Genomic DNA, 18,449 nt, shown 5'->3' with positions numbered 1-18,449 from the left:
TTCGTGATGGCCAAGACTGCCCTTCAATTCCAGCATAACGGCCGTGACGTCGCGATCTTCGTCGACGGCGGCACCAACCTTCTGGTCGCGCTGCGCGAGCTGATCGGCGACATGACGCCGAAATTCGGCTGCGGCCAGGGCGGCTGCGGCACCTGCAGCGTACTGATCGACGGCGAGCTGCACCTCTCCTGCCTGACGCTCGCCGAAACGGTCGCCGGCCGTTCGGTCGAGACGCTCGACGGCATCAAGGACGGCCCCAATCTGCACCCGCTGCAGCGCGCCTTCGCCGACAATTTCGCCGCGCAGTGCGGCTACTGCACGCCGGGCATGCTGATGGCCGCGAAGGCGCTGCTCGACCGCAATTCGCAGCCGAGCCGCGCCGAGGTGGTCGAGGCGATCTCCGGCAACATCTGCCGCTGCACCGGCTACGAACCGATCATCAACGCCGTGCTATCAGCCGCTTCCGGCGGCCGGGCGCGTGCGTAAGGGAACAGTGCCATGCTGGAACTGCGCAAGGACATCTTCGCCGACGAGCGCGACGACAATCTGAAGGAGATCGGCAAAGGCACGCAGCGCCAGGACATGCTCGGCCATGTCACCGGCACCTCGCCCTATTTCGATGACCACAAGCTGCAGGGCATGCTGCATCTGAAGGTGGTGCGCAGCGCGCATCCCCATGCAAGACTCCGCCGCATCGACACCTCGGAGGCCGAGCGGTCGCAGGGGGTCCGGCGCGTGATCCGCGCCTCCGACGTGCCGCGCAACCTGAACACGCTGCTCAGCCTGATCAATTTCGGCAAGGATGACGAGCCCTCGCTCGCGGTCGACAAGGTGCGCTACAAGGGCGAGCCCATCGTCGCGATCGTCGCCGACAGCCCGCGCGAGGCCTTTGAGGCTATTGCCAAGGTCAAGATCGACTATGAACCGCTGCCGGCGGTATTCGATGTCGAGGAGGCGCTGAAACCGGGTGTGCCCGTGGTCAACGAGGTCTATCCGAAGAACACCTTCACCTATCACGAGACCTATGACCGCCAGCAGCTGCGCTTTGGCGATGCCGACCGCGCGTTTGCCACGGCCGACCATGTGCTGGAACAGCGCTACCAGATGTCGCCGATCGAGCACGCGCCGACCGAAACCAACGGCTCGATCGCAGCTCCCGACACCAACGGCCGCTACATCGTCTACACCTCGACGCAGGCGCTGTTCTTCTCGGTCGACACCTGCGCGAAGATCCTCGACGTGCCGTCCAACACCTTCCACTTCATCGGCGGCACGGTCGGCGGCGGCTTCGGCGGCAAGGTCGATACGCTGACCGAACCGCTCTGCATCCTCGGCGCAATGCTGACCGGTCGCCCGGTGCGCTACGTGTTCGGGCGCGAGGAGGAGATGCAATACGGGCCGCCGCGTGGCGCCGAGCGCATCTACATCAAGGATGGCGTGATGCGCGACGGCCGCGTTGTCGCCCGCAAGGTGCGCGCCTATTTCGACAGCGGCGCCTATACGCGGCTGTCGAGCTATGCGGCGGTGAAATGCGCCGCCCATCTGCCCGGCCCCTACACGATCCCGAACGTTCATGGCGACGTCTACTGCGTCTTCACCAACCGGACGCCGGCGACCGCGATGCGCGGCTTCGGCGTCACCGCGATGGATTTCGCCATTGAATGCCAGATGGACAAGCTCGCCCATCTCGTCGGCATGGACCCGATGGAGTTCCGGATCCTCAATGCGTATCGCGACGGCGACATGAAGGCGCACCGCCGCGAGGCCAAGAACACCGCGCTGATCGAATGCGTGCAGGTCGCCGCGGAGAAGGCCAAGTGGCCGCTCCGCGAGGACCTCAAGCGGATGTCATCGCGCAAGGATGGCGGCGGCGCGCGCGCCGCGGTGACGCCGACCCCGCGCGAGACACATGCGCCGCTGGCCACATCGTCCCAGCAACGCACGACGTATGACCGCGCGCCGGCCGCAACCCGCGAGCCGCCGCCACCGCCGCCCTCTTCGCCGCCACCGTCACCTCCGCCGCCACGGCCGAGCGCGCCGTCGCATGGCGCCACCCGCTTCTCTTCCGTCTTCGGCACCAGGAGGCGCTGACCATGACTCGGCATCGTGGGCGCGGCATCGCGTCGGTCAATTATCCCATCGGCATGAACCTCGGCGGCGATCCCAGCCAGGCGCTGGTGCATTCCAACCCCAGCGGCAAGTTCACCGTGGCGCTGTCCTCGATCGATCTCGGCCAGGGCATGAAGTCGGTGACGCGGCAGATCTGCGCCGAGACGCTCGGCGTGCCGGTCGAGGACGTCTATGTCGACACCGCGGATTCCGACACCGGCCCGCACTGCATGGGCTCGTTCGCCTCGCGCGGTACGCATCGCGTCGGCAACGCCGTGATGGCGGCGGCGCGCGAGGCGCGCGGTGTGATGATGGAGGCGGCGGCCGAAGAGCTCGAAGTGAATGCCGCCGATCTCGAGACCGACGGCCGCGGCAACATCCACGTCAAGGGCGCGCCGCATCGCTCGATCTCCACCAAGGACGTCGCGATCGCCGCGCAGTTCAAGCAGGGCAAGACGATCTCCGGCCGAGGCATCTTCCTGGTGCCGCTGTCCGACGTCGACCCCGAGACCGGCGAGATGTTGCCGGCGACATGCTACGCGCATGCCTGCCTGGTTGCCGAGGTCGAGGTCGACGACGAGACCGGCGAGGTCGACATGGTCCGGATGGACTCCGCCTATGAACTCGGCCGCGCGCTCAATCCACGGCTGGTCGAGCAGCAGCTGGTCGGCGGCGCCTGGATGGGCGTCAGCCACGCGCTCTACGAGACGCCGGAGCCTTATTATCCGGAGCCGGTGCACGGTCCGCGCGACTTCGTCGAATATCTGATGCCAGGTCCGGGCGACATCTGCCCGCACGACATCGCGGTGCTGGAACGCCCGGCGCCCGACGGTCCGTTCGGCGCCAAGGGACCGGGCGAGATGTGCGCCAATCCGGTGCTTCCCGCGGTCGCCAATGCGATCTTCAACGCGGTTGGGGTGCGGATCGACGATCTGCCGATCACGCCGGAGAAGGTGCTCCGCGCGATCAAGGCGCAGGGCGGCGCGCGGCCGCAGCCACGGCGCTGAGGTTTCTCCATGCCGGTCCGCAGCAACATCGTCGGCATCGACAGCCCAGAGGCGCTGGAGAAGGCGCTGCGCGCGGCCTATTACCTCGCCGACGACGGCATCGCGACCGCCTCCTATCTCTCGCTTGCGCTGGGCAAGCCGCTGTTACTCGAGGGCGCGCCGGGTGTCGGCAAGACCGAAGCTGCGAAAGCGATCGCCGCCGTGCTCGGCCGCAGGCTGATCCGCCTGCAATGCTATGAAGGCATCGACGCCGCCGCGGCCCTCTACGAGTGGAACTACCCGCGCCAGATGCTGGCGATCCGGCAGGCCGGCGAGGAGAGCATCGACATCTACGGCGACGCCTTCCTGATCGAGCGTCCGATGCTGGCCGCGCTGCGCGCGCCCGACGCGACGGTGCTGCTGATCGACGAAATCGACCGCGCCGATCAGGAGTTCGAGGCCTTCCTGCTCGAATTCCTCTCCGACTTCCAGATCTCGATCCCCGAGCGCGGCACGGTGCGCGCTGCCGAGCATCCCGTCGTGGTGCTGACCTCAAACCGGACGCGCGATCTGCACGAGGCGCTGCGGCGGCGCTGCGTCTACCACTGGATCGATTATCCGAATGCCGAGCGCGAGGCACGCATCGTGATGATGCGCGCCTCCAGCGTCGCCGAGGCCACCGCCCGCGCGGTGGTCGCCGCCGTCGGCCGGCTACGCCGCGAGCCGCTGAGCAAGGCGCCCGGGATCGCCGAGGCGGTCGACTGGGCGGAGGCCGCGACCCTGCTCAACAAGGGCGGCGCGCGCTGGCCGGACGCGTTCAAGCGCTCGATCGGCGTCGCGCTGAAGGACGAGGAGGATCTGCATTTCATTTCACCGCGGCTCGATGCGATCATCGCGGAGGCGGCCGCGTGAACGACGACCTGCAGCTGCCGCGCGCCGCGCGGATATTTGTTTCGTTCGTCGCGCTGCTGCGCGCCAACGGCTTTTCGGTTGCGCCGGAGCAGACGACGAGCTTCCTCGTGGCAATCGAGCTGCTCGGTCCGCGCAGCCTGGAGCACATCCGCCTGGCCGGGCTCGCGACATTGGCGCCGCCGCCCCAGCGCCGGGCGACGTATGACCGGCTGTTCGACATCCACTTCCGCGGCGCCGAGGCGATCGAGCAGGCCGAGGGTGAGGACGAAGAGACCGTTCGCCTGCAGGAGGAAGGCCGCGGCGAGGACGAGCCGCCGCTCGCCGACGAGGCCAATGAGTCCGGCCTCGCCGCGGCGCGCGCCGAGGCATTGGTCGAGCGCCGCTTTGCCCAGACCGCGACCAGCGATCCGCTGCGAAAGCTGTCGCGCGAGGCGGCAAGGCGCCTGCCGCGACGGCGCGGCCACCGGCGCCGCCGTGCACGCAGTGGTCCGTTCGCCGATCTGCGCCGCACGCTGCGCGACAGCGTGCGCAATGACGGCGAGGTGCTGCGGCTCGGGCGGATGCGACGCCGCCAGCGCCCGCGCAAGATCCTGTTCCTGATCGACGTCTCCGGCTCGATGAAGGCACGCACCGAGGAGAACATGAAGCTCGCGCATGTGCTGGTGCAGGCGGCCGGCAATGTCGAGGTCTTCACCTTCGGCACAAGACTGACCCGAGTCACGCCGGCGCTGCGGCTGAAGCGGCGCGAGCAGGCGCTGAACGCGGCGTCCTTCCTGGTCAGCGACTGGGACGGCGGCACAAGGATCGGCGATGCGCTGCAGGCGTTCCTCGCCGTGCCCCGGTTCGGCGGATATGCCCGCGGCGCCGCGGTCGTGATCGTCTCCGACGGCCTGGAACGCGGCGATCCGGCTGCGCTGCGCGATGCCGTGGCAAAACTGTCGCGGCGGGCCTGGCGCCTCAGCTGGCTGACGCCGCTCGCAACCTCGCCCGGCTTCACGCCGCAAACCGAGGCGCTAATCGCGATCCAGCGCTTCGTCGACGATCTCGTGGACGGCGGATCCAGCGCGGCTGTCGTCGCGCATCTGCTGTCGCTTGGAACAAGGAGAGCTGCGTGACTGGCACTGTCGACGGACATCATCACATCTGGCGGCAGGCCGATCTTGCCTGGCTGTCCGGCCCGATGCAGCCGCGCATCTTCGGCCCCTATGAGCCGATCCGCCGCGACTATCCGATCGAGGAATATCTCGACGACCTCAAGGGCACCGGCGTCACCCGCTCGGTCTATGTCCAGACCAACTGGCCGAACGACCAATTCGAGGACGAGGCCGCCTGGGTGCAGCAGACCGCGGACCAGCACGGCTGGCCGCACGCCCTCGTCGCCTATGCTGATTTCTCCGTCGCCGACGTCCGCCCGCAACTCGATCGGTTGAAGCGCTATCCGCTGGTGCGCGGCGTGCGCATGCAGCTGCACTGGCACGAGAACCCGCTGTACCGCTTCGCCGCGCGTGCCGATCTCTGCACCGACCCCGTGATCCGGCACAATGTCGGCCACCTCGCCGACTATGGCTGGAGTTTTGACCTGCAGGTGTTCGCGTCGCAGATGGCCGATGCGGCCGGCCTTGCGGAGGCCTGCCCTGACGTGACCTTCATCCTGCAGCATGCCGGCATGCTGGAGGATCTGTCGCCGCACGGCCGCGCCACCTGGCGCAGCGGGATGACGCGGCTCGCGCGATGCCCGAACGTGGTGTCGAAATTGTCCGGGCTCGGCACCTTCATCCATCGCAACGATGCCGCGCATATCGCCGGCGTGGTGACCGATACCGTCGCGATCTTCGGCACCGACCGCTGCCTGTTCGGCTCGAACTTTCCGATCGAGAAGCTGTGGACCAGCTATCGCGATCTCATCGTCGCTTTCAAGACGGCGGCCGAACGGCTCAGTCCCCAACAGCGCAATGCGATCTTCAGCACGACGGCGGCGCGGGTCTACCGGCTGGAGCCATAGCCGCACCGCGGGCACGAACATAACAACAAACGGGAATTGGGAGGGAGACAGATGCCGCTAGAGATCAAGATTCTGGACTATGGCGATATCGAGCTGGAATCGAGCTTCCTCGTGCTCGGGCACAATTGCGGCCGCACTCGCCGCGTGCTGACGCTCGGCTTCCTGATCCTCGGCGGCCCCTACCCCGTGCTGGTCGACACCGGCTATCGCTCCAACCAGATCATGGAGACGCTCGGCATGCGCGGGCTCCAGTTCCACGAGAACATGATCGAGAACCAGCTCGCCCGCCACGGCGTGCGGATGGGCGACGTCCGCTTCGTCTGCCACACCCATCTGCACATCGACCATGCCGGCAAGGACGACCTGTTCCCGATGAACACGACCGTCGTCCTGAACCGCAAAGAGCTGGAATACTCCGTCTCCGGCCTGATGCATCCGCAGTATCCGGCGCCTGACATCAAGCACTTGATCGATCGCCTGCACACCAAGAGCGCGCTGCGCTTTCTCGACCTCGAAATCACCGGCCCGGTCGAGCTGATGCCGGGCGTCTATTGCGACGCTGCCAACGCCCATACCGAAGGCTCGATGAACATCCACGTTCACACCGCCGACGGCATCGCCACGATCTGCGGCGATGTGATCTATGATTTCAACGACCAGATCGTGAATCCCTTTAATGAGATCCACGACGCCGAGCCGCGCACCACCGGCAATCACGGCACCAGCAAGCGCGCCGAGAAGGCCGCGATCAAGAAGCTGCTCTCGAGCTCGCGCTATCTGCTTCCGGTGCACGATCGCCCGGCCAAGATCGAGGGCGGCATGGTGGTCGGCCGCCTGCATGACCAGGTACCCGGGCCTGTCGTGCAGAGCCTGCCGCAGCGCAACTGGTTCCCGGCGTAGAGGATCGAGGCGATGACGCATGTCACGCTGCGCAGCGAGTTCGAAGACCTGATCGACCCCTATGCGCCGGTCGGCCAGATCGGGACCGGGTTCGATTTCACGGAAGGACCGATCTGGCATCCGGTCGATCACTTCCTGCTGTTCTCCGACATGCCGGGCGATGTGCGCCGGCGCTGGGATGCGCGACGCGGCGTCGTCGAGGTCAAGCGGCCGTCGAACAAATGCAACGGCATGACCTATGACGCGGACCTCAATCTGATCGTCTGCGAGCACGCGACGTCTTCGCTGATCCGCGAGCGGCTCGACGGGCGGCGCGAGGTGCTGGCTTCGCATTACGAGAACCAGGAGCTCAACAGTCCGAACGACGTCTGTGTGCATTCCTCCGGCGCGATCTATTTCTCCGATCCCTGGTACGGCCGGATGCCGGTCTATGGCGTCGAACGGCCGCGTCAGCTCGGCTTCCAGGGTGTCTACCGCGTGCCGCCCGGCGGCGGCGCGCCGAAACTGCTGGTCGACCGCTACCTGTTCGAGCAGCCGAACGGGCTGTGCTTCTCGCCCGACGAGCGCATCCTCTATGTCAACGACACCGTGCAGGCGCTGATCCGCGCCTTCGACGTCAATGCCGACGGCTCGCTTACCAATCCGCACGTGTTCGCCTCCGGCATCCGCTCCGAGCTCGAGCCCGGCCTGCCCGACGGCATGAAGTGCGACCAGCGCGGCAATGTCTGGGTCACCGCGCCCGGCGGCGTCTGGGTCTATTCGCCCGCCGCCGACCTGCTCGGCAAGGTCCGCCTGCCCGAGCTCGTCGCCAACCTCGCCTGGGGCGGCGCCGACTTCCGCACGCTCTATCTGACCGCGACCCATTCGGTCTATGCGATCCCGACCAAGGTCGGCCCGCGCCACGAGCCCTATATGAGCGGCAAGCGCGGCGGCGCGGGTGCCGCTCGTCCACGCCTGCGCCGAATCTCGCCGCCGGTGAGATGCAGCTCGATCCGCAACGCTGCGCGATGATCATCCAGGACATGCAGAACGACGTCATCATGGACGGCGGCGCGTTCGCCGAGTCCGGTGCGCCCGCGCACGCTCGCCGGCCAGCACGTCGTCGAGAATGTTCGCCGCGTGGCCGAGGCTGCGCGGGCGCGCGGCGTCGCCATCATCCATGTCTGGTTCGTCGTCGAGCCCGGCGCGCCCGGCATCACCTTGAACGCGCCGCTGTTCGAGGGGTTGGTCGACAGCAAGGCGATGGTGCGCGGCAGCTGGGGCGCGGCACCGGTCTCGGGACTCGAGCCGCGCCCGGGCGACTTCGTGGTCGAGAAGATGCGGATGAGCGCCTGGGAAGGCACCCGGCTCGAGACCATCCTGAAGGCAACCGGCCGCGACATGATCATCAATACCGGAGCCTGGACCAACATGTCGGTCGAGCACACCGCGCGCACCGGCGCCGACAAAGGCTATTTCATGATCGTGCCGGAGGATTGCTGCTCGACCATGAATGCCGACTGGCACAACGCCGCGATCAATTTCGCGCTCCAGAACGTCTCCGTCGTGACCAACGCCGACACCGTGATCAAGGCACTCGGCTAGGGAGGCGCGGTGCCGAAGCTGCTGCACCTTAACTGCTCACCGCGCCCGATTCGGAATCGGCGGCCGGCGCGCGTGCCTTTCTCGATCGCTTCCGTCAGGCGCGGCCGGACTGGGAGATCGACGCGATGAACCTCTGGCGCGAGCCGCTGCCGGAATTCGAGGGATATCTGCTCGAGGCCAAATACGCCCGGATCGACGGCAAGAGCTTCACCAGTTCGCAGCACGACGCCTTCGCAATCGCCGAGCGCCTCGCGCTGCGGCTATCGCTGGCCGATCGCGTGCTGATCTCGACGCCGATGTGGAATTTCGGCATTCCCTACAAGCTCAAGCAATGGCTCGACGTCATCATCCAGCCCGGGCTGGCCTTCCGCTTCGATTCGGCGCAGGGCTATCTGCCGCTGTTCAAGGACCGCCCGACGATCGTGATCCTCGCAAGCGGCAGCGACTTCGTCACCGGCATGAACCGCGGCCGCGTCGACATGGCAACGCCCTATCTGCGCGAGGCGCTGCGCTTCATCGGCATCAGCGACGTGCGCTTCGTGCCGATCGGCCCGACCACCGGGCCCACCGAGCCGATCCGCGCCGCCCGCGAGGCGGCGCACCGGCGGCTGGTGGAGATGGCAGGGAGGTTTTGAAAGAGACTCCACTCCGTCGTGGTCCCTGCGAAAGCAGGGACCACATCGAATGTATGGCTTGGCCGGCGGGTCATACGCTTTCACTCTCGCGAAACGATTTTGTGGGTCACTCCGGACTAGCCCTACGTTTCCGCGGCGGGAAAGACCAGCCTGCACAACAATCCCGGCGCATTGTCGTGCAATTCGATCCGTGCGCCGTGCAGGCTCGCGACCGCCGCGACCAGGCTGAGGCCGAGGCCGTTGCCCGGCGTGTAGCGGCTCTGCTCGAGCCGGTAGAACCGCTTGAAGACGCGGTCGTGCTGCTCGGCGGGTATCCCGGGGCCGTCATCGGCGATCGAAATCACCGCGCCTCGCTCATCGTTGTCGCAGGTCACCGTCACCCGCCCACCCGGGCGGCCATGCTTGATGGCGTTGTCGACGAGATTGGCAATCGCATCGAACAGCAGGTCACGGTCCCCGGTAACCAGCACCGCCTGATCGCCGGCAAGGTCGAGCCGGGTGGTAACCTCCTCAGCCGCGGCGTCGTAGAGCTCGACCACCTCGGCGGCGATCTCGACGAGATTGACGGTGCGAAACGCACCCTTGCGGGCTCGCGTCTCGATCTCAGAAATCCGCGTGATCGACGCGAACATCCCGAGCACCGCGTCGAGATCGGCGATAGTGTCGCCGATCAGCGCAGCATCCCCCTCGCCGCTCCGCGGGGCGTGATAGGCCTTCTCGAGCCGGCCGCGCATCCGGGTCAGCGGCGTGCGCAGGTCGTGGGCGATATTTTCGCTGACCTGCTTGACGTCTCCCATCAGGGTCTGGATCCGGTCCAGCATCAGATTGAGATTCTCGGCGACGCGATCCCATTCGTCATGGCTGCCGCGAAGCGGGATGCGCTGGTCGAGGCCGGAGAGCATGATAGCGCGACTGGTCGCATTGATCGACTCGATCCGGCCGACGGTTCGCCGCGTGACGCCGATGCTGGCAGCAGCCGCAAGCCCGATGATCAGCACGACGACGGCAATGCCGGCGGCCCTGATCTGCGCCATGAAGCCGTCGAGATCGCTGATGTCATGGCCGACCAGCAGCCGATCGCCGTTTGACAGGGTTTCCGTCACGCCTCGCAGCAGGGAGGGGCCCGAGGAAAGCTGTGGCAGGGAGGCACGAAATTCAGCCCATCCCTTCTCGGCAGCGCCCGCCGGCCACTGTCTGAGATTTCCCGCCAGCACGGTCGATCCGGGACCGACCAACAAATACACATGATCGGCAAAGCCCTTGTCCGCGACGCGTTGCGCGATCAACGCGGTCAGTCCATCGCGGCCGGACCGCGCATAGGCATCATCGAGGCTCGCCTGCTCGGTCATGATCGCGCGGTCGGATCTGTCGCGCACATAGGACAACGTCGACCAGTAGACATAGGCGAAGATCGCGGAGACGATCAGGCCGAAGACACCGATGGCGATCAACGCCAGGCGGAACGTCGACGACTTGAGGGTCTTAGCCAGGAGCACGGAGGCAGTACCCGATGCCGCGGATCGTGTGGATCAGCGGATAGGCTTGCTGGTCGTCGACCTTGCGGCGCAAACGTCCGACATAGACGTCGATGATGTTGGTCGAGGGATCGAAGTGCAGGTCCCACACATGCCGCAGCAGCATGGCGCGCGACACCACGCGGCCCTCGTTGCGCGCCAGGTATTCGAGCAGCTGGAATTCCTTCGGCAGCAGCGGAATCCTGCGGCCTCGGCGGCTCGCCGTCCGCGAAATCAGATCGATCGCGAGATCGCCGACCCGCAGGATGGTCTCCTTGGCAACGGTCTCGCTGCGGCGGCCGAGCGCCTCCAGCCGCGCCAGCAGTTCGACGAAGGAGAACGGCTTGACCAGATAGTCGTCGCCGCCGGCGCGCAAGCCCCGCACCCGGTCGTCGATTTCGCCGAGCGCGCTGATGATCAGGAACGGCACCGCAATGCCGCCGTCGCGCATCTGACGCATCACCGTGATGCCGTCGATGTCGGGCAGCATGCGATCGATGGTGATCACGGCATAGTCGCGCGCTGCACCCTGGCTCAGCGCCTCGCGGCCGTTCGCCGCCAGATCCACATCATAACCGCTGGTGGTTAGCTCCTCGACGAGCTGATCCGCGGTTTCCGGATCGTCCTCGACGACGAGAATGCGGCGGTGAGCACCGGTCATATTCCTGAACTCTCTGAGCTGTGTCGAACTCTCCGAGTTCTCAAACTCTCCGAGCGGCCGCCCCGCGACGATCGCCGCCAGACTATCCCATTCCGGGGCAGGATGGAACGTCTGGCGACGACCGCGACAACGGTGCGGTTGGTTGGGCGATCACCAATAGTCCCCGCACACATTGACCCATTGCAGACCGTAAGCCGTCCATACCCTGCGGTAGCAGCCGTAGTCATAGCCGGCATAGAGATAGGGCGCACCGATGAACGCGAAGCGATGGAAGCGGTGATGGCGTAAGAAGCCGCCATGATGGAAGAAGCGCGAACCGCGGAATCCGGCGCCGGCAAAGCGCGGGCCGATTGCCGGTGCACCGACGAAGCGGGGACCACCAACGCGCCCGCCTGCGAAATGCCCGCCGCCCATGGCGGCGAACGCCGCGCCACCACCACGCATTCCGCCGCCGAAACCACCGCCATGCATGCCGCCGCCAAAGCCGCCACCGTGCATGCCACCACCCATGGCACCCATGGCGCCGCCGTGGCCGCCACCGAAGCCACCGCCGCCGCCGCCATGTCCGCCGCCACCACCGCCGCCTCTGGCGAGGGCAGCGGGTGCAAGCGCAACGCTGACAGCGAGCGTCGCTGCCGTGAGACACGTGAGAAGCCTGTTCTTCATGAAACCCTCCCTGATTGGGACCGCGGCGAATTCGTATCGCCGCACGCGAGCATGATCAGAAGACGCAAGCCGATGCCCGACTTCAACTGACAAATGCGCCAGATTCTGACACCCGATTTAAGAATCGACGTGCCGGCATGCCGAGCGGCGGATGCCTGGATCCGCCGCCACGATCGCGTTGGCCGGGATCGACGGACATTTGGCTGGAATCAGCGGATAGCGCTCGTTGAATCGACGGCCGCGGTTCTTAATCCTGCAGCTGGCGGAGAACAACGACGGCGTCGAGGGATCGCAGACCCGCTTCACAATTTGTCGATCACCGAACTCCCCCCTCCCCGCCGGCCGTCATCCACCCCGCGATGCAATCGCCTTTCGCCTGGCCTCCCTGCGGGCGCCGGGACGGCGAAGTGCTGACCTTCAGCAGGAGCTTTCGATGAGCGACGAGACCAAAAGACCGTTTCTGACCCACGCCTCCGGCGCCCCCGTTGCCGATAATGTGAACATCCTGACGGCGGGGCCGCGCGGACCCGCATTGCTGCAGGATGTCTGGCTGATCGAGAAGCTGGCGCATTTTCACCGCGAGGTGATCCCGGAGCGGCGGATGCATGCCAAGGGCGCCGGCGCGCACGGCACCTTCACCGTCACCCACGACATCACGCGCTACACCAAGGCCAGCATGTTCTCGGAGATCGGCAAGCAGACGCCGATGTTCGCGCGGTTCTCGACGGTCGCCGGCGAGCGCGGCGCGGCGGACGCCGAGCGCGACATTCGCGGCTTCGCGCTGAAATTCTACACCGATGAAGGCAATTGGGACGTGGTCGGCAACAACACGCCGGTGTTCTTCTTCCGCGACCCCTTGCGCTTCATCGACCTCAACCACGCCATCAAGCGGCATCCGCGCACGGGGGTGCGCGACCCCGACATGAACTGGGATTTCTGGACGCTGCTGCCGGAAGCGCTGCACCAGGTCACCATCGTCATGAGCGAGCGCGGCATCCCGAAAAGCTTCCGTCACCAGCACGGATTCGGCAGCCACACCTACAGCATGATCAATGCCGACAATGAGCGCGTCTGGGTGAAATTCCATTTCCGCACCCGACAGGGCGTCCAGAACCTGACCGATGCCGAGGCCGAGGCGCTGGTCGGCAAGGACCGAGAGAGCCACCAGCGCGACCTGTTCCAGAGCATCGAGCGCGGCGACTTCCCGCGCTGGACGCTGTTCATCCAGGTGATGACGGATGCACAGGCCAAGGCATTCCCGTTCAATCCGTTCGATCTGACCAAGGTGTGGCCCAAGGCGGATTATCCGCTGATCGAGGTCGGGCATTTCGAGCTCAACCGCAATCCGGAGAACTTCTTCGCCGAAGTCGAGCAGGCGGCGTTCACGCCGGCGAATGTCGTGCCAGGCATCGGCTATTCGCCGGACAAGATGCTGCAGGCCCGCCTGTTCTCCTATGGCGACGCGCAGCGCTACCGGCTCGGCGTCAACCACCACCAGATTCCGGTCAACGCGCCGAAATGCCCGTTCCACAGCTATCATCGCGATGGCGCGATGCGCACCGACGGCAATCTGGGCGCCACGCTGACCTACTGGCCGAACAGCCATGGTGAGTGGACCGACCAGCCGCAGTTGAACGAGCCGCCATTCGAATTGTCAGGCGCGGCTGCGCATTGGGATCATCGCGTGGATGACGACCACTGGCAGCAGCCGGGCGACCTGTTCCGCAAGATGAATGCCGCGCAAAAGCAGGCCCTGTTCGACAACACCGCCCGTCAGGTCGGCAATGCATCGAAGCACATCCAGGAACGGCACGTCGCGAATTGCAGCAAGGCCGACCCGGCCTACCGCAAGGGCGTCGCGGATGCGCTGGCGAGGTTTGCTGCCGGAGAGCTGTAGCCGGGACGGCCCCCTTCGGCCCCGTCATCCTGAGGTGCCCGCGGAGCGGGCCTCGAAGGATGAATCGGCCAGAGATGGCCGTGCATCCTTCGAGGCTCGCAAGAGCTCGCACCTCAGGATGACGGGGACAGCTTAGGCAACTCAGCCAGAAGCGTCAGGTGGCCGATTTCGAACAAGGCGGCGAACTCGGCTCGCCGCCCTCCTCCGCGGCTCAGGTCGGCTTGCCGCGTCCGTTCTTCTCGGCCGCGCGGCGCAGTGCGTCGGCGAGCGCGCCGCCGCCGGACTGCTCCTGCGGCCGGCGCGGAGCCGACGACGTCATCTTGCCGGAGCCGCGGGAGAAATCGCGCGACGGCGCCGCATTGTCCTTCTTCGGCCCGATCTCGTCGTCCAGCCGCAGCGTCAGCGCGATGCGCTTGCGCGCGACCTCGACGTCCAGCACCTTGACCTTGACGATGTCGCCGGGCTTCACCACCTCGCGCGGGTCCTTGATGAAATTCCGCGACATCGCCGAGATGTGCACCAGCCCATCCTGGTGCACGCCGATATCGACGAAGGCGCCGAATGCGGCGACGTTGGTCACGGTGCCCTCGAGGATCATGCCCTTCTTGAGGTCCTTGACCTCCTCGACGCCTTCCTTGAACACCGCCGCCTTGAACGCCGGACGCGGATCGCGGCCGGGCTTTTCCAGCTCGCGCAGAATGTCGGTGACGGTCGGCAATCCGAACGTATCGTCGACGAAGGATTGCGGCTTGAGACCCCGCACCACGTCGGCATTGCCGATCAGCGCCTTGATGTCGCTCTTGGTCGCCTCGAGGATGCGGCGCACTACCGGATAGGCTTCCGGATGCACGCCGGATGAATCGAGCGGATCCTCGCCATTGCTGATACGCAGGAAGCCGGCGCACTGCTCGAACGCCTTCGGGCCGAGCCGCGGCACCTCCTTCAGCGCCTTGCGCGACTTGAACGGGCCGTTGGCATCGCGGTGCTGCACGATACTTTGCGCCAGTCCCTGGCCGATGCCCGACACCCGCGCGAGCAGCGGCACCGAGGCGGTATTGGCATCGACGCCGACCGCGTTCACGCAGTCTTCCACCACGGCATCGAGCGAGCGGGCGAGCTTGGCCTCGCCGAGATCGTGCTGGTATTGGCCGACGCCGATCGCCTTCGGATCGATCTTGACCAACTCGGCCAAGGGATCCTGCAGGCGCCGCGCGATCGAGACCGCGCCGCGAATGGTGACGTCGAGGTCGGGCAATTCGTTCGAGGCGAAGGCCGAGGCCGAGTAGACCGATGCGCCGGCTTCGGAGACCACGATCTTGGTCATCTTGCGCTCGGGCAGCCGCTTCACGAGCTCGGCGGCGAGCTTGTCGGTCTCGCGCGAGGCGGTGCCGTTGCCGATCGCAATCAGCTCGACGCCATGCTCGATCGCGAGCTTGCCGAGAATGGCGAGCGCCTCATCCCAGCGCCGCTGCGGCTCGTGCGGGAAGATCGCCGTATGCGCCACCACCTTGCCGGTCGCATCGATCACCGCGACCTTGACGCCGGTGCGATAACCGGGATCGAGCCCCATGGTGGCGCGCGCGCCGGCCGGCGCCGCGAGCAAGAGGTCGCGCAGATTCGAGGCGAACACGCGCACCGCCTCGGTCTCGGCCGCGGTCCACAGCCGCAGCCGCAAATCGATGTTGAGATGGATCTGGATCTTGGTGCGCCAGGCCCAGCGCACCGTCTCGGTCAGCCATTTGTCGCCCTTGCGGCCCCGGTTGGAGATCGCAAAGCGGTTCATGATCTTGAGCTCGTACAGGCCGGGCTGGCCTACGACCGGCTCCTGCGCCTCCGGCCTGATGGCGAGGTCGAGGATCTCTTCCTTCTCGCCGCGGAACAGCGCCAGGATGCGATGCGACGGCAACTTCGGCAGCGGCTCGGAGAAATCGAAATAGTCCTTGAACTTCTCGCCTTCGGTCTTCTTGCCGGTGCGGACGGTCGAGGCCATGATGCCGTTCGACCACATCTCCTCGCGCAGCGCGCCGATCAGGTCGGCATCTTCGGCGAAGCGCTCGACCAGGATCGCGCGCGCGCCGTCGAGCGCTGCGGCGACGTCGGCGACCTGCTTCTCGGCATTGACGAAGGGCGTCGCGGTCTCGTTCGGATCGCTCTCGGGCTGCGTCAGGAGCTGATCGGCGAGCGGCTCGAGCCCGGCCTCCTTGGCAATCTCGGCCTTGGTGCGGCGCTTCGGCTTGTACGGCAGATAGATGTCCTCGAGCCGGCCCTTGCTGTCGGCGGCCATGACCTGGGCCTCGAGCGCGGCGTCAAGCTTGCCCTGCTCGCGGATCGAATTGAGCACGGCGGTACGGCGCTCCTCGAGCTCGCGCAAATACGTCAGTCGCTCTTCCAGCGTCCGCAGCTGAGCGTCATCAAGCGCGCCGGTGAGCTCCTTGCGGTATCGCGCGATGAACGGCACCGTGGCGCCGCCGTCGAGCAGCGTCACCGCCGCCTCGACCTGTTCGTCGCGAACCCCCAGCTCCTGCGCAATCTGATGATGAATCTTTGCCACGCCTGTCTCTCTGAAATTCCGTTGCGCCGCCGGATCACCGATGGCGCGGAGGCCGCTTATGAACCATCCCGGATTGATTTATCAAGGCACGCTGTGGATCAAATTGGGCGCGGGCTGCAATCTATTTCCGGGATGTTGGCCGTCCGCGGCTTGACAAATAGATGCGCGCGGCATTGCCGCCGAAAATCGCAGCTCTTGCTTCACTTGACAAATCAGCAAGTAGGCTCTCCGCGGCTGCGAACCAGTGCGCATAGCCGCCGGCGAGGTTGACGACGGGCCAGTCGCTGCCCCACAGCATCCGCTGCGGCCCGAAACATGCCAGTGCATGATCCACGGCCTCGCCGAGATCGGCAACCTGCCAGTTCGGTGCCGCCTCGGTCGCAAGGCCCGAGAGTTTGCAGACGACGTTGGATCGTGTGGCGAGGCTTGCGATGTCGTCCTTCCAGGCCGCGATGTCGCCGGTCGCAAGGTGCGGCTTGCCGAAATGGTCGAGCACGAATTGCAGGTCCGGATGGCGATCGACCACCTGAATGAGCCGCGGCAAATGGCGCGGCAGCACCAGCGCGTCGAAGACCAGGTCATGCCGCGCCATGGCCTCGAGCGGCGCCGCCAGTTCGGGGCGCAGCAGCCAGTTCGTCATCGGCGATGTCCTGCACCATCGGCCGCAGACCGACCAGGAGCTCGCGCCCGGCAAACGCGTCGATCCGCGCCGCGGCATCGGCGGCGTCGAAGTCGACCCAGCCGACCACGCCGCGCACCTGCTCGGTCCCTTTGGCGATATCGAGTAGGAATACGGTCTCCGCTTCAGTCGGTGCGGCCTGCACCAGGATGGTGCCTTCAATCCCAGCCGCGGCGAGATGCGGCGCGAGATCGGCCAGGCCGAAGTCGCGGTAGATCGGCCCGCGCTCGGGCGTCAGCCAGCCGTAATCCGCGCGCGCCAGGGTCCAGACATGGTGATGGGCGTCGATCCGCATCATGCCGGCACCGGCGCATGCTGGTCGAGCAGCCCCTCATTCTTCAGGTCGCGCCACAGCGCGGCAGGCACGGGCGACGACAACGCGGCGACGTTGCGCTCGACCTCCTGCGGCGTCTGCGCGCCGAGCACGAGGCTTGCCACCGCCGAATGGCCGAGCGCGAAATGCAGCGCCGCGGTCGGCAGCGCTACGTTGTGGGCGCGGCAGACGCGATCGATCGCCGCCACCTTCCGCATCACGTCCGGCGGCGCATCCTTGTAATTGTACTTGGCGCCGGCAACCGCGCCGGTCGCCAGGATGCCGGAGTTGAAGACGCCACCGAGCATCATGCCGATGCCCTTTGCTTGCGCCAGCGGCAGGAATTCGGCGAGTGCGGGTTGCTCGAGCAGCGAGTAGCGGCCGGCAAGCAGCATAGTGTCGAACGTTCCGGCCTTGGCGAAGCGCACGCACATCTCGGCCTCGTTGACGCCGATCCCGATGCCCTTGACCACGCGCTCGGAACGCAACTTGTCGAGCGCGACATACGCGCCCTCCATCGCCTCGCGAAACCGCGCCTCGATCGCGTCAGCTCCGTGGGTCCAGACGTCGACGTCGTGGATCAGCAGCAGGTCGATGCGATCGGTGCCGAGCCGCAGCAGCGACTGCTCCACCGAGCGCATGGTGCCGTCATAGGAATAGTCGAGCACCGCGCGATGCGGCGCGCCGCCGGCGAAATTGGAGCCGTCGCCGCGGCCGTGGAACGGGTCCATCCAGCGCCCGACCTTGGTGCAGACGACGACGTCGTCGCGCGCCACGCGGCGCAGCGCGGTGCCGCTGCGGTGTTCGGCGAGGCCATGGCCGTAGAGCGGCGAGGAATCCAGCAGGTTGACGCCCAGCGCAAACGCCCGCTCCGCTGCTGCGATCGCAGCAGTGTCGTCGAGCCGCGCGAACAGGTCGCCGAGCGGTGCTGTGCCGAAGCCGAGAATGGAGACATCGAGCCCGGTGCGGCCGAGCCTGCGACGTGGCAGTGCCGGGGAGCCTGGATCGGAGGATCGTTGTTGGGTCATTATGGCCTCCCG

The 18,449-nt window shown here is 66.4% G+C and carries 15 protein-coding genes and 2 pseudogenes; 10 read left to right on the top strand and 7 right to left on the bottom strand.

Annotated elements, in window-relative coordinates; genetic code table 11:
- Window positions 1-6 precede the first annotated feature (6 nt).
- The 9 genes and pseudogenes from ACSKB9_RS32910 (at window position 7) to ACSKB9_RS32870 (ending at window position 9,128) form a co-directional block, all read left to right on the top strand.
- Window positions 7-486: a (2Fe-2S)-binding protein gene (locus ACSKB9_RS32910; RefSeq protein WP_438078371.1), complete on the top strand. Its 480-nt coding sequence runs from the start codon at window positions 7-9 to the stop codon at window positions 484-486.
- A gap of 12 nt (window positions 487-498) precedes the next feature.
- Window positions 499-2,091, top strand: coding sequence for a xanthine dehydrogenase family protein molybdopterin-binding subunit (locus ACSKB9_RS32905; RefSeq protein WP_438078369.1), 1,593 nt, complete (start codon window positions 499-501; stop codon window positions 2,089-2,091).
- A 2-nt stretch (window positions 2,092-2,093) separates the two neighbouring features.
- Complete coding sequence (locus ACSKB9_RS32900; RefSeq protein ID WP_438078367.1) at window positions 2,094-3,116, top strand: xanthine dehydrogenase family protein molybdopterin-binding subunit; 1,023 nt, start codon at window positions 2,094-2,096, stop codon at window positions 3,114-3,116.
- Window positions 3,117-3,125: 9 nt separating this feature from the next.
- On the top strand, window positions 3,126-4,007 hold the full coding sequence (locus tag ACSKB9_RS32895) for an AAA family ATPase (RefSeq protein ID WP_028338483.1): 882 nt from the start codon (window positions 3,126-3,128) through the stop codon (window positions 4,005-4,007).
- Entirely contained in the window at window positions 4,004-5,122 is a 1,119-nt protein-coding gene (locus tag ACSKB9_RS32890; RefSeq protein WP_438078365.1) for a vWA domain-containing protein, read from the top strand. Before ACSKB9_RS32895 ends, ACSKB9_RS32890 begins: the two co-directional genes overlap by 4 nt.
- A complete protein-coding gene (locus ACSKB9_RS32885) occupies window positions 5,119-6,009 on the top strand; it encodes an amidohydrolase family protein (RefSeq protein ID WP_438078364.1) in 891 nt (296 codons plus the stop codon). Before ACSKB9_RS32890 ends, ACSKB9_RS32885 begins: the two co-directional genes overlap by 4 nt.
- A gap of 51 nt (window positions 6,010-6,060) precedes the next feature.
- Window positions 6,061-6,909, top strand: a complete 849-nt coding sequence (locus tag ACSKB9_RS32880) for an MBL fold metallo-hydrolase (RefSeq protein ID WP_026193286.1) — start codon at window positions 6,061-6,063, stop codon at window positions 6,907-6,909.
- Window positions 6,910-6,921: 12 nt separating this feature from the next.
- Window positions 6,922-8,493 (top strand): annotated as a pseudogene (locus ACSKB9_RS32875) (isochorismatase family protein).
- Window positions 8,494-8,502: 9 nt separating this feature from the next.
- Window positions 8,503-9,128: pseudogene (locus ACSKB9_RS32870) on the top strand (FMN-dependent NADH-azoreductase).
- A gap of 122 nt (window positions 9,129-9,250) precedes the next feature.
- Here the strand turns inward: ACSKB9_RS32870 and ACSKB9_RS32865 are convergent.
- The 3 genes from ACSKB9_RS32865 to ACSKB9_RS32855 form a co-directional block, all read right to left on the bottom strand.
- The gene (locus tag ACSKB9_RS32865) at window positions 9,251-10,624 is read right to left on the bottom strand and encodes a sensor histidine kinase (protein WP_438078362.1); all 1,374 of its coding nucleotides are present in this window, start codon (window positions 10,622-10,624) and stop codon (window positions 9,251-9,253) included.
- Complete coding sequence (locus ACSKB9_RS32860) at window positions 10,611-11,303, bottom strand: response regulator transcription factor (protein ID WP_028333329.1); 693 nt, start codon at window positions 11,301-11,303, stop codon at window positions 10,611-10,613. Before ACSKB9_RS32860 ends, ACSKB9_RS32865 begins: the two co-directional genes overlap by 14 nt.
- Window positions 11,304-11,453: 150 nt before the next feature.
- The gene (locus ACSKB9_RS32855; protein ID WP_438078360.1) at window positions 11,454-11,969 is read right to left on the bottom strand and encodes a hypothetical protein; all 516 of its coding nucleotides are present in this window, start codon (window positions 11,967-11,969) and stop codon (window positions 11,454-11,456) included.
- Window positions 11,970-12,402: 433 nt separating this feature from the next.
- Between ACSKB9_RS32855 and ACSKB9_RS32850 the strand changes: the two genes are divergently transcribed.
- Window positions 12,403-13,866, top strand: a complete 1,464-nt coding sequence (locus ACSKB9_RS32850) for a catalase (protein ID WP_438078358.1) — start codon at window positions 12,403-12,405, stop codon at window positions 13,864-13,866.
- Window positions 13,867-14,077: 211 nt separating this feature from the next.
- Here the strand turns inward: ACSKB9_RS32850 and ACSKB9_RS32845 are convergent, their stop codons facing one another.
- The 4 genes from ACSKB9_RS32845 to ACSKB9_RS32830 form a co-directional block, all read right to left on the bottom strand.
- On the bottom strand, window positions 14,078-16,417 hold the full coding sequence (locus tag ACSKB9_RS32845; RefSeq protein WP_438078356.1) for a Tex family protein: 2,340 nt from the start codon (window positions 16,415-16,417) through the stop codon (window positions 14,078-14,080).
- 121 nt (window positions 16,418-16,538) lie between these two features.
- A complete protein-coding gene (locus tag ACSKB9_RS32840) occupies window positions 16,539-17,057 on the bottom strand; it encodes an amidohydrolase family protein (RefSeq protein ID WP_438078354.1) in 519 nt (172 codons plus the stop codon).
- Complete coding sequence (locus ACSKB9_RS32835) at window positions 16,996-17,394, bottom strand: amidohydrolase family protein (RefSeq protein WP_438078352.1); 399 nt, start codon at window positions 17,392-17,394, stop codon at window positions 16,996-16,998. The genes ACSKB9_RS32840 and ACSKB9_RS32835 overlap by 62 nt, the downstream gene beginning before the upstream one ends.
- The gene (locus tag ACSKB9_RS32830; protein WP_438078350.1) at window positions 17,391-18,437 is read right to left on the bottom strand and encodes an aldo/keto reductase; all 1,047 of its coding nucleotides are present in this window, start codon (window positions 18,435-18,437) and stop codon (window positions 17,391-17,393) included. Before ACSKB9_RS32830 ends, ACSKB9_RS32835 begins: the two co-directional genes overlap by 4 nt.
- Window positions 18,438-18,449 lie beyond the last annotated feature (12 nt).

It is taken from the genome of Bradyrhizobium sp. BR 1433 (assembly GCF_051547665.1).
Classification (GTDB): Bacteria; Pseudomonadota; Alphaproteobacteria; order Rhizobiales; family Xanthobacteraceae; genus Bradyrhizobium; species Bradyrhizobium australafricanum.
Note: the sequence above shows the minus strand (reverse complement) of the source record. Positions and strands in the feature narration are given on the sequence as shown.